Source organism: Paenibacillus sp. P4_E11, assembly GCF_056401635.1.
Window position 1 is genome coordinate 1 of sequence record NZ_JBFUIX010000106.1, and the last position, 17,619, is coordinate 17,619.

Genomic DNA, 17,619 nt, shown 5'->3' on the forward strand with positions numbered 1-17,619 from the left:
GGTAAATGCATCCGATTATTTGACAAACGAAGCAAGACTTTATAGCGTTACTGGCGATAAAGTGCACTTTAATAACTATATGAATGAAGTAAATGTAACGAAATCGAGAGACAATGTGGTTAATCGTTTAAAAGAGCTAGGAGCGCCTAAACAGGAGTTGGATCTTATTGAGAAGGCGAAACAAAATTCTGATAGTTTGATTAAAACCGAGACTGATGCGTTCGACGCAGTGGATGCGAAAGATTTGGAGCGCGCGAGACAGCTGATGTTCGACGCCAATTATGATAAAAACAAAAGTACGATCATGGAGCCTATTAAACAATTCCAGATGACAATGAATAATCGTGCCGCCGATGAGGCACAGGCTGCTAAACAGCAAGCAAGCTTATGGCTGGTAGTAACCATGGTTGTCTTAGGACTGCTTGCCATCTTCATCATCATTACAATGGTTCTATTTTACTTACGGATTTTGCTGCCTGTCCGGAGTCTCAATTTATCGATTGAGAATTTGGCGGGCAGTGAAGGTGATCTAACCGTAAGACTACCGATGAAAGGCAAGGATGAATTTAGTGAAATCGCTGCCTCTTTCAATAAAATGGTAGCAAAGCTACAAGATTTGCTTATTCAAGTGGTTGGCGGAATTACCATGCTTACTCAAAGCAGCCGTGAAGTCTCAAGCAGCACGAACGAGATTGCCGCAGGTAACCAGCAGCAGGCGGAAGCTGTAGAAAGCGTAAACGAAATATTCGAATCCATGGTCGAAGGGATTCAATACGTGGCTAAATCTTCAGAAGAAGCGGCGGCTATCACTTTAAAAGCGGTCCAGGTTGCCAACGACGGCGGACAAGTCATTCAGAGTACGCTAGTCGATATGAAAAATATGAGCGAGAAAATGAGGGATCTTTCCGAGAAGTCGAACCTGATTGGCGATATTGTTGAAATGATCGACGATATTGCCGATCAAACCAATTTGCTTGCGCTGAACGCTGCTATTGAAGCCGCAAGAGCTGGCGATTCTGGTAAAGGCTTTGCCGTTGTTGCCGATGAAGTGCGAAAATTAGCTGAACGCAGCGGAGAAGCCACTAAAAGAATCGTTGCTCATATTAAGACGATTCAGCAAAATACGGCGGATACGGTCATTGCCGTGAAACAGAGCAATGAAATGGCACAGCGTGCGGACACAGCTTTTAAGGATATCGTAGAAATGGTTAATACATCTTCCAACTACATAACGGACATTGCGGCTTCTAGCGAGGAGCAATCCGTTCAAAGCTCGGAAGTGCATAAAACGATTCAATCCATGGCAGCCATTACCGAACAAACCTCAGCCGGGGCAGAAGAAAACGCGGCAGCGGCGCAAAACTTGACAGGTTTGGCAAATACGTTAGAACGATTGGTCGGTACGTTTAAAGTATAATAAGGCAGATCATCGATTCCGCGGAGCTTCGGGTCACTGTGGGACAGTAAGTAGAGAACTGCGTAGGGCACCCAGTCGGGTGCCTTTATTTTTCGCCGATAGACACGTTAAGGTGAACCTTATCACAAATAGGACGAAATTTTTATAAAAGATGGGGCTGACCCAAAGGTCTAATCGGTCACCGATACTAAGCACAACTTGCCATTACGAGATGAGCCTATCGCGTGCTCGCCACATAATTATAAATTGTATCTCTCAACTCGAACTCGTACGTCAAACCATTCACAATCCCCACAACGCGATCGTTGTCATACAGGTCAAGCATGAATCCAGCCATTTCCTTCGCGGTATGGAACTTCGGCACAGTCCCGTGATATTCGAATTCCGAGACATCGAAAGAACGCTTCGCGAATTCTGTTTCTGTTGCGGCAGGTGCTAACACTTTAGCCTGCATAAGTGCACCTTGACTGTTCAACTCATGAGAGAGTCCTTCAGTAAAGGCACTCACATAGAACTTAGTTGCGCAGTACGTAATGGCATTTCCCACAATCGTATAGCCGCCACCGGATGAAACGTTGATTAATTGTGTTCCTTCAACATTGGAGTAGTCACGAACGAAAAGAGAGGAAAGTATCGTCAACGATTCAATGTTCAGATGCAGCATTGCAGATATTTTATCTAAATCTTGCTGGGCCACTGAAGCAAAGTTGCCAAATCCTGCATTGTTGATCCAAGTTTCGATTTGGAACCCTTGTAGACCTTCATATAGCTTATAAGCATTCTCGGAAACGGATAAGTCAGTAGCTCGAATGACGACATCTACATCGGGGTAGTTACGAGTGATTTCAGACTTTAATTCCTCCAGCTGTTCCTTTCTGCGGGCTGCAACAATTAAGTTTTTGCCGCGAGCTGCAAAAGCTAGAGCGGTTTCATAACCTATACCTGAACTGGCGCCTGTAACTACAGTATATTTCATGTGATTTCCTCCCGTTTTCTACAAGAATAGAATGTATGGTGAACCAACAACGATTTGATTATACAGGTTAGAGTTTACTCTAAGTCAAATGTTTTTTATAATTATGGGGGATTCTTAAAATTAAGATAGATTCGGGGGCTTGTATGTATACGATCAGCGATGTAGCCAAATTATTGGGGATAACCGCACATACACTGAGATATTATGAAAAGGAAGAGATTATTGCTCCGATACGTAATGCGAATGGAGAAAGAGTATATGATGACTCCAATCTTGCTTGGCTGCGATTTGTGATGAGGTTGAAACAAACCCAAATGCCGATCTCACAAATCAGAGAATATGCGCAGTTATATTTAGAAGGAGAGCATACGACCCAAGCCCGCTTGAACCTTCTCGAAGATCATAGAAACTCTGTTCAGAGTCAAATCAGAAACTTAACAGCCACAGAGAAGGTGCTGAACGACAAAATTGCAGCCTACAAAAATTTCATTACTAAAGGGACAGGCATTGGCTAAGCAGACAACACAAAGAGTGATCCAAGTAATCTAATCTTCCCATATCGGGTGAGATTGCTAGGCAGGTAGGCCTGTGAGGGCTATTGAGGCACATTGGTTGGATGCAGGAAAAAGTCAGCGTTACTGTTCACGCTAATGATTTGGCAGCTGGATCTCGAATACGGTCCTTTCAAAAGGGACACTCGTCAAGGTAATTGATCCGTCATGGAGGGCAATGATTTCTTTGACAATGGATAGTCTAATGATTTACGCATAGATACTAAGCCAGAGGCTAAATATGATATATTGAATACAATAGAGGGCTTAGGAAAGGAGCAACTATGCAAGAAGATAAAATCGCTAATGAGTCGATTGATCACTATATTTCCACATTTCCTCCTGCGGTTCAAGCAATCCTGAGCACGTTAAGGAAGGTTATCCAAGAGTCAGCACCGGACGCCAAGGAAAAGATCAGTTATCAAATGCCTACTTATGAATTCCATGGGAATCTCGTGCATTTTGCAGCCTTTAAACATCACATCGGGTTTTATCCAGCTCCGAGCGGGATTATTGAATTTGAAGAGGAATTAAAGGAGTATCAACGGTCCAAAGGAGCTATTCGGTTTCCAATGGATAAGCCATTGCCCTATGAATTAATCAGTAGGATCGTTCAATATAGAGTTGCCCAGAACCTGGAGAAGGCTAAAAGCAAAGTTAAGAAGAAGTAAGATCCGTAGTCTGAAAGCACAGTCCAATGAGCAAACGGATAAACCACCTATAAAGAATCAGGAACGCAAAATACCCTTTAGATGTTAATCGAAACTTGTCCTTTCACTGAATGAGAGGGCATTTTTTGCGTCCAAAACCATATAGAAAGTTGCTATTAAGACGGTCGAGACGAAGTCAGAATTCCAATTAAAGGAATTAGGGAGAATTCGTCGAAATCTTTTGGTTGTTATACCTATTATTCATTAGGTGTATTCGGGAAAACTTTGCTTTAGATGATTTCATATGGGAGAGGGTGGATTATGATCAAGGGTTCAGTAGCATTTTCCAGGAAGTGCTTGATGGTGTTGCTTTGTGTACTTCTTTTATCCGGRTATAGTCGGTTTATGGGGGTTGCATTAGCGGTTATTACACCTACGACGGTAACGTTCTCCCCGAATGCAAGCACCYCTTGGGATGATGGGATTGCCGAGACCGGAGACGGCTCTACGACAGCTATTCCCGGCTTCACTTTGCAATTCTATAATATTAGCGACACCAGTGGTACTAGAATAGTGAGTAAACTAGAACGGCCTACTGACTTCGATGCGCTTACAAGTTACGCGTTAGCTGGCGGATCTAAAGGCATGGCGATCAAATCAAAGGATGGTGCCGAGTTTCAGATCAATGGATTCTTTTATGCGAATTATGGTGAGGGGGCTCCCATTCAGATCAGCGTAGTTGGTTATCGCGACGGCGTGGAAGTTGCAACCGCATCATTTGTAGCTTCTGATTTAGTAAATGAATTTTATTCGAAAACGGTCTCGCTAAATGCAAGTTTTGATAATAACGTCGATACTGTGCTTCTTTATTCAAGTGATATAAGTTGGCACGGGATTAACAGTATCGAGATTGACGGCCCGCTAAGTATCGCCAACTTCGCGAACACAGGGGAGACGGGCACTACCGCCTCATTCAGTTGGACAGCAGCAAGCGGGGCGACAGGGATCATTCTACAGCAGTCGCCAACCGGTCAGAACAGTTGGACCACGGCGACTACAGGAGCGATTGCTGGGAATGCGACGAGCGCAACCGCGACAGGGTTGAGCCCGTTGACGGGCTACGACTTCCGCCTGGTGGTAACGGGTGGAGCGAAAGCGGGTAACTCGAATAAGGTAAGTGTGACTACCGAAGCTGTACCCATATCTAACTTCGTGAGCACGGGGAAAACGGGCACAACGGCCTCATTCAGCTGGACAGCGGCGAGCGGAGCGACGGGGATCGTTCTGCAGAAGTCTCCAACGGGTCAGAATAGCTGGACCACAGCCACTACTGGAGCGATTGCGACGAGTGCGACGAGCGCAACCGTGACGGGGTTGAGTGCGTTTACGAGCTACGACTTCCGGCTGGTGGTCACGGGTGGAGCGAACGCAGGTAACTCGAATACGGCAACTGCTACGACAGATGTGGTACCGATTGCTAACTTCGCGACCACGGGGAAGACGGGCACCACAGCCTCATTCAGCTGGACGGCGGCTAGCGGAGCGACAGGGATCGTTCTGCAGCAGTCTCCAGCGGGTCAGAGTAGTTGGACCGCGGCGACTACAGGAGCGATTGCAATGAGTGCGACGAGCGCAACCGTGACGGGGTTGAGTGCGTTTACGAGCTATGACTTCCGCCTGGTGGTCTCGGGTGGAGCGAACGCAGGTACCTCGAATACGGCAAGTGCGACGACAAATGCTGTACCAATCACTAACTTCACGAACACGGGGAAGACGGGTACCACCGCCTCATTCAGCTGGACGGCGGCTAGCGGAGCGACAGGGATCGTTCTGCAGCAGTCTCCAACGGGTCAGAACAACTGGACCATGGCTGCGACCGGGACAATTGCGCCGAATGCGACGAGCGCAACCGTGACGGGGTTGAGTGCGTTTACGAGCTATGACTTCCGCCTGGTGGTAACCGGAGGAGCGAACGCGGGTACGTCGAATACGGCAAGTGCGACGACAGATGCCGTGCCAATCGCTAACTTCGCAAGCACGGGGAAAACGGGCACAACGGCCTCATTCAGCTGGACAGCGGCGAGCGGAGCGACAGGGATCGTTCTGCAGCAGTCTCCAACCGGTCAGAATAGCTGGACCACCGCTACCATTGGTGCAATCGCGACGAATGCCACGAACGCAACTGTGACGGGGTTGAGCCCGGTAACGAGCTACGATTTCCGCTTGGTGATCACGGGTGGAGCGAACGCGGGCACCTCGAATACGGCAACTGCTTCGACAGATGCGGTACCGATTGCTAACTTCGCGACCACGGGGAAGACGAGCGATACAGCCTCGTTCAGTTGGACAGCGGCGAATGGAGCGTCGGGCCTCGTCATCGAACAGTCGCCAGCCGGCCAGTACAGCTGGACCATGGCGGCGACTGGAACAATTACGACGAGTGCGACGAGCGCAACCGTGACGGGCTTGAGCCCGGCGACGGGCTACGATTTCCGCCTGGTGGTTACGGGTGGAGCGAACGCCGGCATCTCGAATCCGGCGAGTGCGACGACGGATGCCGTGCCGCTTACAGACTTCGCGAGCACAGGGAAGACAAGCACCACAGCCTCATTCAGTTGGACAGCAGCGAGCGGAGCGACAGGGATCGTTCTGCAGCAGTCTCCATCCGGTCAGAACAGCTGGACCGCGGCGACTGCAGGAGCGATTGCAATGAGTGCGACGAGCGCAACCGTGACGAGCTTGAGCCTGGCTACGAGCTATGACTTCCGCCTGGTGGTAACCGGAGGAGCGAACGCGGGTACGTCGAATACGGCAAGTGCGACGACAGATGCCGTGCCACTTGCTGACTTGGCGAGCACGGGGAAGACGGGTACCACCGCATCGTTCAGTTGGACAGCGGCGATCGGAGCGACGGGAGTCGTCCTGCAACAGTCGCCAACCGGCCAGAGTAGCTGGACGACCGCTATCACTGGTGCAATCGCGACGAATGCGATGAGCGCAACCGTGACGGGCTTGAGCCCAGCTACAAGCTATGACTTCCGTCTGGTGGTCACGGGTGGAGCGAACGCAGGTAACTCGAATACGGCAACTGCAATGACAGATGCTGTGCCGATTGCTAACTTCGCGAACATGGGGAAGACGAGCACCACCGCCTCATTCAGCTGGACGGCAGCGAGCGGAGCGACGGGCATCATCATCGAGCAGTCTCCAGCCGGCCAGAATAGCTGGACCACCGCCGTGACCGGAACAATTGCGACGAATGCGACTAGCGCAACCGTAACGGGCTTGAGCCCGGTGACGAGCTACGACTTCCGCCTGGTGGTCACGGGTGGAGCGAACGCAGGCATCTCGAATACCGCGAGTGCGACGATGGATGCTGTGCCGATTGTCGATTTCGTGAGTACGGGGAAGTCGATCACTACCGCATCGTTCAGTTGGGCAGCGGCTAACGGAGCGACGGGGATCGTCCTGCAGCAGTCGCCAACCGGCCAGAACAGCTGGACCACCGCTACTACAGGTACAATTACGACGAGTGCGACGAGTGCAACCGTGACGGGGTTGAGCCCAGCAACGAGCTATGACTTCCGCCTGGTGGTGACGGGTGGGACGAACGCGGGCACGTCGAATACGGCAAGTGTGACCACGGACCCGCCATTAACCTATATGGTTGCAGCGATTACGGATCAGATCGCCACCCCACTTATTTTAGGCTATGCATCAGGTGCGCAAGAAACGAAAATCATCACGGTTTCGAATGTCGGCACAGGCAATCTTACGAATCTGCATGCAATGCTGAGTGGCTTGAATGCCAATGATTTTGTAATCACGCAGCCCGCTTCATTAGTTATCAGCGGGGCTCCATCGACGAGCTTTACCGTCAAGGCGAAAGATGGTTTAGCGGCTGGGACTTACACGGCAACCGTCACGGTATCGGCGGACAACATGACGAGTGTAACTTTTAACATAACGCAAGTCGTGAACTTGCCGGATGCCCCTGCGAATCCGCAAAATCTGGTAGCGATCGGAGGAGATCGGCAGGTCACACTGAACTGGAACACGGTTACGGGAGCGACCTATTACAGCCTGTATATGTCGCCGATCTCTGGGCAGTATAGCCCTGCTTCCGTTACAACCGTAACATACACGACCTACAATGTTCAGAATCTGATGAACGGGACCACGTATTACTTCGTTGTGAAAGCAGGCAACCCAGGAGGCTTAAGTGCGGAATCCAATCAGGCCCATGCCACTCCGGCAACGATTGCTGCAGCACCAACGAATGTTACCGCCATCGCTGGGGACGGACAAGCAACGATTACATTTGCCGCCCCAACCGACAATGGTGGAAGTGCCATCACAAGTTATCAGGTGACAGCTTCACCAGGCAATGTGGTCATGACTGGAACGGCAAGTCCGATTACGATTTCAGGCTTGATCAATGGAACTAGCTATACCTTTACAGTGAAAGCCATTAATGGTGTCGGAAGCAGTATAGCCTCATCTGTATCCAACGCCGTGATTCCGAGTTCACCACCCGACGACAGCGGCAACAGTACGCCACCACTGATAACGACACCAACCACTCCAAATAAACCGGAGACGACAAAAACTGGACTGGACGTTCTGGTGAATGGCAAGGTGGAGCATGCGGGAACGGCAACCACAACCATAGTAAATGAACAAACCGTAATCACGATAGTTATCGATCAGAAGAAGCTGGAAGAGAAGCTCGCGACGGAAGGTCAGGGCTCAGTTGTCATCATTCCGGTGAACATCGAGTCCGATGTGGTCGTAGGTGAACTGAACGGTCAAATGATCAAAAACATGGAAAACAAACAAGCGATTTTGGAAATAAAAACGGAAAGTGCAACATATACACTCCCTGCTCAGCAATTTAACATCGACTCCTTATCCAACCAGATGGGAATGTCGATCGCTTTGCAAGACATCAAGGTGCAGATCGAGATCGCCGTTCCGGCAGATGATACAGTGAAGATAGTGGAGGATGCAGCAGACAGAGGCATGTTCACGCTAGTTGTCTCGCCGGTGAACTTTACCGTAAGGGGCACTTATGGGGGTACTACTGTCGAAATAACGAAATTTAACGCCTATGTGAAGAGAACAATTGCGATTCCAGATGGCGTGGACCCGAGCAAGATAACGACTGGCATTGTCATTGAACCGGATGGAACGGTACGACATGTGCCGACCAAGATTGTAAAGAACGATGGCAAATATTACGCAATCATCAGTAGCTTAACCAACAGTACGTATTCAGTCGTATCGCATCAACTCGAATTCAGTGATGTTGCTCAACATTGGGCGAAAAATGCCGTTAACGATATGGGCTCGCGGATGGTCGTGGAAGGCACAGGTAAAGGCATGTTCAATCCTGATCAAGACATTACCCGCGCTGAATTTGCAGCTATCCTGGTTCGCGGACTGGGGCTCAAGTCGGAGAAGGGAGCGAGTACTTTCTCCGACTTGAAAGCGACAGATTGGTACAACGGTGCCATTAATACAGCCTATACGTACCACTTAATCGATGGATTCGAGGACGGAACCTTCCGACCGAATGACAAGATTACTCGTGAACAAGCGATGGTCATTCTCGCCAAAGCGATGACGATTACGAGCTTGAGAGACAAGCTATCTGCTCCATCGACAGACGGGACCCTTAGCCCCTATACGGATGCGGCTGTGGTGTCTACATGGGCGAGAAGCAGTATGGCTGATAGTATTCAGGCAGGGATTGTATCGGGAAGAAGCATGACGGAGCTAGCTCCGAAAGATGCTATGACTAGAGCGGAGGTTGCCGCGATTATCCAACGATTGCTGCAAAAGTCCGACCTGATTTAGGTGAATCCGCCGGATATTAGGAAGTGGCATGTGGGACGCGGTGTAAGTATACGATTGAGACTCAAGCCAGCAACTGGCTTGAGTCTTTTTGATGCGGAAATGAGTAAAGCCAAACTCTACCTTGCTGCAAGCGAATTCCTCATGGAGAATGAGAGGATGAGGTTTATTAGGAAAGGATGCAGATGAAGATGACCATTTACGAGAAACCAAGCTTGCCTCTAACGGAGGTAGAACGGGTATTAAGGGATCACTTGCGGGCGGATGTGAAAAGGATTGAACCGATACAAGGCGGCAACTTAAGCCGGGTGTTCGGCTTCGAGTATGGAGGTCAGGGTGGAGTAATCAAGTTTAGTGATTTGGAGGGGGCGTATGACACGGAACGTTTCGTAGCGGAGCTCTTGTCGGGTCAGGGCATTCCTTTTCCTAGGTGTCTGGGTCAAGGAGGGGCTGGGCCCCTTCATTACTCCATCTTGGAGCGCATGCCGGGCGACAATCTAATCCAGTGCTCCGCCGAGGAAAAGCGACGCCAGCTTCCGGAGCTGATGCTGCTCTTGACTCGAATGAACCGTGTGGACGTAAGAGCGTCCAACGGATATGGATGGATCCGGTCCGATGGAGAGGGCACCTACCCGACATGGAGGGACTATATCATCCATTTCTTCGCCGAGGACCAGACGGGGAACTTCTGGGAGGGCTGGTATGACCTGTTCCGCACCACTTGCTTGGAGAGGGAGGTGTTTGATGAATGTTATCAACGCTTGATGGCTTACGCCCCCTACAATGAACCGCACCGCCACTTCATTCATGGGGACTTTCACCCTTGGAATATTTTATCGGACGGTCAGCGCATCACAGGGATCATTGACGGCAATTGTGCCTATGGCGATTATTTGGTCGATCTGGCGACCTTGAGGGGCACATTGGGCGAGCTTGATGTGGTGCAGGCTTATCAGGATTATCAAGAGCAGGCCGGGATTGCGATCCACCAGTTTGAGGAAAGAATGCTTGGAGCTCAGTATTTCAAGGGCTTGGACGCCCTCCGATTTTACGCGAAGATGGGCTGGACGGATGCTTATCGGCAGCACCGGGACTTTTTGTTTGGTTTGGAGTCGTAGGTTGATTTATAGGATGGAGACTCAAGCCAGCAACTGGCTTGAGTGATTCGAGAAGTTGGTACTAAGCAGCAAGCGTTTGTTGTGGAGCTCATTCGTTCGAATGCTGCAATAGCATAGTACAGGATTTTGCTCCGTTTGCACCCGAAAAGTATCATATTGTTCCGAAAGTGCAGCATTTTAGCTGTAGGTCGGGCGAAATCGAGATCTTGTCGATAAAATACTGCACATTTTGCAGGAATCCCGTAGCCTTGGCCAGGTTCGAGGCGGAAATCCTGCACTTTTGCAGCATTCCGAAGTGTTCGAACGTGCGGGTTCAACACCATGGAGGGCTGGAAACCTTCCTACCCGATTTCATTACTTATCTTCGATTGCCCAGAAACGATTTCCATAGGGATCATGGAACATCATTATTCTGTCGCCTCCACCGCCATCGGGAATAATCTCACCAACCTCTACACCGCTCTTGATTAGCTCGGTTAGTAACTCCTCGATGTTATCGGTTGTGAATTGTATGGAATAATGCGGATTGGGTTTGATATCTCCTGTATACCAGAGGCTGTTCTCATCGTCATCCACTCCGAATAGTAAAATCTCTTGTCCGGACGCTAGTTTAAGACTGGCAATCCCCATCTTCCAAATAAGTTCAAATCCTAGAACGTTCACATACCATTCGATCGCCTTTTCATACTCGATGAAGTCCCCCGACTTTGTAACCGGAATGCCGAGCACAATTTCCTTCACGCCTTTAACCATTTGATTTCCTCCCATTTGTTATTGATCATGTTTGCCATGCAAGGAGATGGCCGTCTGGATCGGAGAAGGTCATCGTCTCCTTGCTGTCCGTCCCGCTGCCTATCTCTCTATGCGTCACAATGCCGCATGCTGCCAAATGCTGATGCACCGCAGCCGGATCCCTGGCCGTCAGACGGAACAACGGAGCGGTTCCGTCGCTGAGCAGCTTCTCGCCATGAAGCACAAGCTGCGCCTCGACAGCGGGATCGCATCCCTGGAACACGCTATCCGCGTGCAGGCCTTCCGTGGATGGGTAGTGGTCTAGCGACTTGCTGGCTACTGTTGCCCTCGAACGCACGGTAAACGAAATAATACATGCTGCGCGGCGTCTTTTCGAGCGTCATCGGCATTTCGCAGCCAAGCGCCCGCACGGTTTCGTAAGAGGACCGGATATCAGAGCTTACGAGCATGTACCGGGGACGCTCCAGACTACACCGAAGATCGTGAAGCACGATACGCGGCCCGTTCGGCAATCGGAAGACATAGAAAGTACCGTCATAAGACCCCGACATAATAGGAACGCCCAACAAGCGGCTGTAAAAGCGGATCGACTGCTTCAAATCACTGCAAAAGACAAAGACCGCTTCCGCCTCATATTGCGTCTCGCCGCCCGGCTCTAGCACGGGCGGATCGTCCGGCACATGAAACGAATGAAAGGGATTGAGTTCAATGATCGCCGGCTCCAGCTTTCCGTCTACCTCCTCGAACTGCTGCAGGACAGCTTCCATCTGCTCCAATGCCGCCATCTCCGCTTCCTTCGCTTGCTGCAATAAGCGAGCAGCAGCGTCAGCCTGAACGGGGTCTTTCGGCGTACCGCCTCCGGGGAATGGAAACATCTCGCGCAGCTCGACAAAACTAGCGGCAACCACTCCATATTGCCGGGCGATCTCTGTGATCGCCTCGTCCAGCCATGTCTCTCGTTCCGTCAACCGTTTCTCGTCCAATTCCCGGAAAAACTGCGCCGCCGCAGAGCGTCCTTCGCCGACGACAAGCAGGTTGGATGCATTACCGAGCTCGTCGGTCTTGCGCTCTGTGAACGTGTTGATCCAGGCATCATAAGCCTCGAAACCATTGACATATTTGGGCTTGAATGTCGACTCCGCCCCTCTGGCATGCCGGACGATACGTGTAAACAACCGCCTTAGCGATGCTCTCGCATCGATCTCAAACACGCCGTCCACTGCTACGACATATAAATGAGCCGAATTGCCGCGACCCAACCTCGCGTAAGTGAGGGTATGACTGCCTTTGCCGTCAACAGCGTAGAGCTCCTGCTTGCTGTCATCATAGCCGTATACAAGGGCGAATTCGGTTTCGAACACATCGAACACTACGGCAGGATAACCCCGTTCCACACTGTTCCGGATCATGTTGAGCCCGCGCTCATGGAACTCCTCAAGTTTTAACGCGTTTTCCTGGTCATGCTTGGCTCTGTCGGGGTTGAAGTTGAAGCCGTAAATGTCCAGATATGAGGAGTGAAGTCCCAAATTCGCAAGACCATTCGTGAAGAAGGTATCCCAATCGAACATGCCTGGACCCGATATGTCAATGTTGGCAGCCCTGACATTGATCTGGAAGGCGGCGCCGAACAGGGCGGTCACTTCTGTCAGGGAGTAGTGTTTACTTGCATAAGGCAGCAAATGATACACGCAGTTGACGAACGATTGCATCCAATTCCATTGTTTGATATCGGACTGTTGAATCCGGGGTAGTACGAGCTTGGCTTGGCGCATAGGCAACTCCTTCTTAGCTATAATTGCCGGTTGAGGGGATTCACGGAACCGCTCTTTCATTAGCTTTTGCCGGGAACGGGACAAGGACATGTACACATTCGCCGTTGTGGTCTCCAGCAAATCGGCGATTTCCCTTGCCGATAATTGCTGATAGAAGTGCGCTTCGAATATCGCGCGTTCCTTCTTGCTCAGGCATGGCAGCCAAGACTGGATCATCGCGATAAAATCGCTGTACAGCGCCATCTGCTCCGGATCGCTGCTCGGTTGCGCCGCCTGAACACCGCGCTGCGCCAAATGATTCAGCAAGCTATCCAAGTCGTCCACCTGCACGTTCAGAGCTGCATGCCGCTCTGTCGACAGGGCGGAGAACGTTCGCTCCATTCGGCGATGGGCCAGGTTGACCTTGTTCAACGCCTGATTGCGTACGATCCGCTGCAGCCATGGAAGAAAGCTGCTGATGTCGACCAGCTTGCCGAGGTGGAAGAATGCCCGTACGAGCGCTTCCTGCACGATATCCTCGGCCAGATGATGATCGGTCATGATCGTCTTGGCCCAGCCGAGCGCCCGCGAGCGATGCCGCTGCACCAGCTCCGTGAACGCCGCTTCATCGCCCTCCCGGGCTCTACTTACCAGCGAATTGTCGTCTATCGACTGTTCTTCTTTTCCACGTCCGTTCAATTTGGCGCTATCCCCTCATTATCGGCTATATAACTATAGACCGGGCACCGTCCCCAGATCTAACAAAGTCGCTCGCAAGTTTTTCTGGATTTGCAAAATATGATATACTGTTTATTGAGTAAACAGTTTCGTGGATAAGTATGGATCGAAAACTACTACCATTCCAGTGTAGTCAACTATGGGGGATATGCCTATATGCAAAATGATGATCGGTTGAATAATGAAGCAGTGAACAATCTACCTCATGGTGTTGCCTTGAGTTGGGGGATTGTCAAACAACAGCGAAGAGGGCCAAAGGGCGAACTCAGTATCCCGAAGATTGTCGATGCGGCAATCGCACTAGCCGACAAAGATGGTCTCCCTGCAGTTTCTATGAATCGGGTTGCTCAATCCCTAGGGTTCTCCACCATGTCACTCTATAGGTACATTACGAGTAAGGAGGACCTTCTGCTGCTCATGCAGGACGCGGTGTGTAAGTTTCCCATTCCACCGGATGAGCCTGTAACAGATTGGCGGGGAAGCATGCGGGAGTATGTAAGGGCGTGTATTCATATGATTCGAGAACACCCCTGGTTCGGTGATCTCCCGATTACCGGTACCCCGGTTACACCCAACAATCTTCAGATTATTGACTGGGTGTTGCGGTCCATGCGGAATCTCGCATTGAATGACTATGAGAAAATGTCCATCACTCTATTGTTAAGCAGTTATGCGAGATCGTCCGGGATGATTCAGAGTGATATGGACCGTGCCATTCGAGCAGGCTCCAGTCCTGAAGCCTTCAGTGGACTGGACTATACCGCAGCGCTTCAGCAACTGGTCAAACCGGAGCGATTCCCGGATCTACACGCCGTTGTCGCCTCTGGCGTGTACACCGGAGCGAATGAGGTCGACAATACGGTTGGTAATGACTTTGACTTCGGTCTGGAACGGATTCTGGATGGGATCGAGCATTACCTCGCTCGTAATAAGTGATACGCCTAAGAAAGAACAGTTGGGCTCGATCTATTCGAACCCGCTGTTCTTTTTGTTATGGAACCACATATCCACCAAACTAGGTTAGTAGAACTATTGATCGTACTTACATAAATCATCCTTTATTCCTAATTTCATTTGAGAGAGGGGGACTATTTACCCGAGAATAATCGAATTATGGAATAAAGAGGTAACTGCCAGTATAATGAAGGAATGTGTTGCTAAATCATATCCTTCTATATAAATAAAGTTGGTTTCCACCTATCGCATCATGGTTTACGGAGGGATTTCCATTGCTTGTAAGTACCAAACTTCATATCCCCCAAGCACGTAAACCTTTGGTATCCCGTCCGAGGTTAATGCGCAAGCTTAATGAGGGGACGGTAGCCAAACTAACGCTTGTTTCCGCACAGGCTGGTTACGGGAAAACAACAGCGTTAAGTGAATGGGTAAAACAATGTAATAGCCTTGTGGCGTGGGTTTCATTAGATAAGCAGGATAATGATTGGATTCAGTTCTGGAATTACGTCACAGCTTCCATCCAGGAGAGAGTTCCCGGGTTCGGCATGGACGTCCGTTCTCTTCTTGAGAAGGGACCTTCGGTGTCTGCGGAGACTACAATCACAGCGCTCTTGAATGAGTTAGATCGAGTAACTAGTGAACTGATGATCGTTCTCGACGATTATCAGTTGATTGAGCTTGCTGATATTCACCAATCTTTGAGCTATCTGATTGAGTATCTGCCTCCCCATATCCATCTATATATTGCAAGTCGTACAGACTTGGCGATACCTACCACCAGGCTTTTGGCAAAAGGTGAATTACATCGAGTCGATATGCAAGATCTGAAGTTTCAACTGGATGAAGGGCTCGTCTTCTTCCGGGATACAACGGATTTATTGCTATCGAAGGAGCAGGTGACGGAGCTGTTCCATCAGACAGAAGGCTGGATCAGCGGGCTGCAGCTGGCGGCACTCACTCTGAAGCGCAGCACTAATATAACACAGTCCATTCATCAATTCAGCGGTCATCAACATCATATCTCTGATTATTTACTGGAAGAAGTGTTTCGTCATCAATCGGAGTCAACGCGCGACTTTTTATTGAAGACGTCCATCTTAACCCGAATGAACCGTTCTTTATGCGACGCTGTAACGGGTCTTATGAACGGTCAAGAGCAACTGGAAAAGCTGGAGCAGTTGAACTTGTTTATCATCTCGCTGGACGATCAGAGGAGCTGGTACAGGTATCATCAATTGCTATCTGATTTTCTGAAGCGCATCTTGTTCCGAACCGATCCGGGCAAATGGGGACAAGCCCATATTGACGCGGCGCATTGGTTGGAGAAGCATGGGTTGGATGAAGAGGCGGTGGAGCATTATTTAGAAGGGAAACAGTTCGCGGATGCTGTCCGGTTGATCGAGAAAAACCTTCATACTTTAGTTCAATTGAAAAGTGTTTCCTTGATCAGATGGGTGTCCGTCTTGCCGGAGAACTCCCTTGCGGAGAAGCCCATGATCGAACTGTTTTATATATCTGTTTTGCTCGGAGTCGGACATTGGGAAACGGCATTCAACCGAGTGGAGCAAGCCAAAGTCCGGTTTCAATCGCTGCAGGGGAGAATACCTGATGCGGAGTGGAGCCGGGTGATGGGCAATATTCACTTTTTCAGTGCGATCACCGCTTATCTGCAAAAAGATCTGGATCGAACATCGGATGACTTCGAGTGGGTAGAACGATATATGCCGGAAGGTAGCTTCTTTCAAACGATGGGGCGTAACCGATATCAAGGTTATGATTCGTTCGACGATCATTTGGCGTTCATCAATGATCTCCATGCAGCGGATGCATTCTTATTGAAATGGATTACCACTTGGGAACATAAACAAGAGTATCMTTTCTTCGGTCTATTATGCGCTTCTTATAGCAAACTACTATACGAGTGGAATCGGCTGGAAGAGGCGGAGTTGTATATCAATCGGGTTCTAGGACGCAAGGACATGAAGCCTTTTGCGAGAATTCTGATTCATACGGCCGTTAGCGCTTCGCGGATTCAGCAAGCCAAAGGCAATCCGAATCAGGCCTTAGAGCTGCTCACGCAGTTGAAATCGCAGATTGACTCCCCCGATCATGAATTATTTGCGTTGAAGATCGAGGCCGAGCAAGTTAACCTTGCTCTTCAGCAAGGCTCCCCTCAGTATGCTCTGGATTGGCTGCAGAGGTGCGGTCTGGCGCATACGGATGAGGTTTCCTTGAATCGTATGGCCGAGCATCTAGCTTTGGCCAGAGTTCTTGTCGAGTGCGAACGAACAGAAGAAGCGTCGTACCTCTTGGATCGATTGTATGTTGTATTACACGAGGAAGACCGTCTGCGCGATCGAATCAAAGTAGTGATTCTGCAAAGTATAAATCTCCAGCGGGCGGGTCAATCAGAGGCCGCTCTCTTGAAGCTGGAGACGGCTCTGCACTTGGCGGAACCAGAGGGCTACATTCGCAGCTTCATAGACGAAGGCCCGATGATGGCGGAGATGCTATCCTCGTATTTGAAGATACAGCGAGGCGGCAACTCCAGAAGTAATCCTCCGGTTTCCATGGCCTATGTGAAGCAGCTGCTTCAAGCTATGAATGTCACGTCAGAAGAGGAACGATCACTTAAAGAAACCCTAACGGAGCAAGAAGTGAGAATATTACTATTAATAGGTAGTGGATTGTCGAACAAAGAAGTGGCCCATCACCTGAACATCACGAGCGAAACCGTAAAGTCGCATATCAAAAATATGTATAGAAAGCTTGGCGTGAACAATCGGGTACAAGCGCTACAGCTTGTCCAACAACTAGAAACACTTACATAGAGCTTATCCCCCATATTATTG

At 49.8% G+C, this 17,619-nt stretch carries 11 protein-coding genes; 7 read left to right on the forward strand and 4 right to left on the reverse strand.

What is annotated here, in order from left to right:
- Window positions 1-1,417 (forward strand): methyl-accepting chemotaxis protein (locus AC1DWB_RS27015; RefSeq protein ID WP_477544199.1); only part of this gene is annotated, 1,417 nt, incomplete at its 5' end.
- 217 nt (window positions 1,418-1,634) lie between these two features.
- On the opposite strand, the gene AC1DWB_RS27020 is transcribed toward AC1DWB_RS27015, so the two are convergent.
- Window positions 1,635-2,393, reverse strand: coding sequence for an SDR family NAD(P)-dependent oxidoreductase (locus tag AC1DWB_RS27020; RefSeq protein ID WP_477544200.1), 759 nt, complete (start codon window positions 2,391-2,393; stop codon window positions 1,635-1,637).
- 143 nt (window positions 2,394-2,536) lie between these two features.
- On the opposite strand from AC1DWB_RS27020, the gene AC1DWB_RS27025 reads away from it, so the two are divergent.
- The 4 genes from AC1DWB_RS27025 (at window position 2,537) to AC1DWB_RS27040 (ending at window position 10,568) form a co-directional block, all read left to right on the forward strand.
- Entirely contained in the window at window positions 2,537-2,908 is a 372-nt protein-coding gene (locus tag AC1DWB_RS27025) for a MerR family transcriptional regulator (protein WP_477544201.1), read from the forward strand.
- A gap of 320 nt (window positions 2,909-3,228) precedes the next feature.
- On the forward strand, window positions 3,229-3,615 hold the full coding sequence (locus tag AC1DWB_RS27030; RefSeq protein WP_477544202.1) for an iron chaperone: 387 nt from the start codon (window positions 3,229-3,231) through the stop codon (window positions 3,613-3,615).
- Window positions 3,616-3,915: 300 nt separating this feature from the next.
- Window positions 3,916-9,453 (forward strand): fibronectin type III domain-containing protein, encoded by a 5,538-nt coding sequence (locus AC1DWB_RS27035; RefSeq protein ID WP_477544203.1) that lies wholly within the window; start codon window positions 3,916-3,918, stop codon window positions 9,451-9,453.
- A gap of 182 nt (window positions 9,454-9,635) precedes the next feature.
- Entirely contained in the window at window positions 9,636-10,568 is a 933-nt protein-coding gene (locus AC1DWB_RS27040) for a phosphotransferase family protein (protein ID WP_477544204.1), read from the forward strand.
- A gap of 354 nt (window positions 10,569-10,922) precedes the next feature.
- On the opposite strand, the gene AC1DWB_RS27045 is transcribed toward AC1DWB_RS27040, so the two are convergent.
- Genes AC1DWB_RS27045 through AC1DWB_RS27055 form a run of 3 tightly spaced genes read right to left on the reverse strand, consistent with a single transcriptional unit; the run spans window position 10,923 to window position 13,771 of the window.
- The gene (locus AC1DWB_RS27045; RefSeq protein ID WP_477544205.1) at window positions 10,923-11,321 is read right to left on the reverse strand and encodes a VOC family protein; all 399 of its coding nucleotides are present in this window, start codon (window positions 11,319-11,321) and stop codon (window positions 10,923-10,925) included.
- A 25-nt stretch (window positions 11,322-11,346) separates the two neighbouring features.
- On the reverse strand, window positions 11,347-11,583 hold the full coding sequence (locus AC1DWB_RS27050; protein ID WP_477544206.1) for a VOC family protein: 237 nt from the start codon (window positions 11,581-11,583) through the stop codon (window positions 11,347-11,349).
- A 1-nt stretch (window position 11,584) separates the two neighbouring features.
- Window positions 11,585-13,771: a sigma-70 family RNA polymerase sigma factor gene (locus tag AC1DWB_RS27055; protein WP_477544207.1), complete on the reverse strand. Its 2,187-nt coding sequence runs from the start codon at window positions 13,769-13,771 to the stop codon at window positions 11,585-11,587.
- 195 nt (window positions 13,772-13,966) lie between these two features.
- Here AC1DWB_RS27055 and AC1DWB_RS27060 point away from each other — a divergent pair, with 195 nt between their 5' ends.
- The gene (locus AC1DWB_RS27060; RefSeq protein ID WP_477544208.1) at window positions 13,967-14,746 is read left to right on the forward strand and encodes a TetR/AcrR family transcriptional regulator; all 780 of its coding nucleotides are present in this window, start codon (window positions 13,967-13,969) and stop codon (window positions 14,744-14,746) included.
- Between the two features lie 293 nt (window positions 14,747-15,039).
- Window positions 15,040-17,598 (forward strand): winged helix-turn-helix domain-containing protein, encoded by a 2,559-nt coding sequence (locus tag AC1DWB_RS27065; protein ID WP_477544209.1) that lies wholly within the window; start codon window positions 15,040-15,042, stop codon window positions 17,596-17,598.
- Window positions 17,599-17,619: the final 21 nt, after the last annotated feature.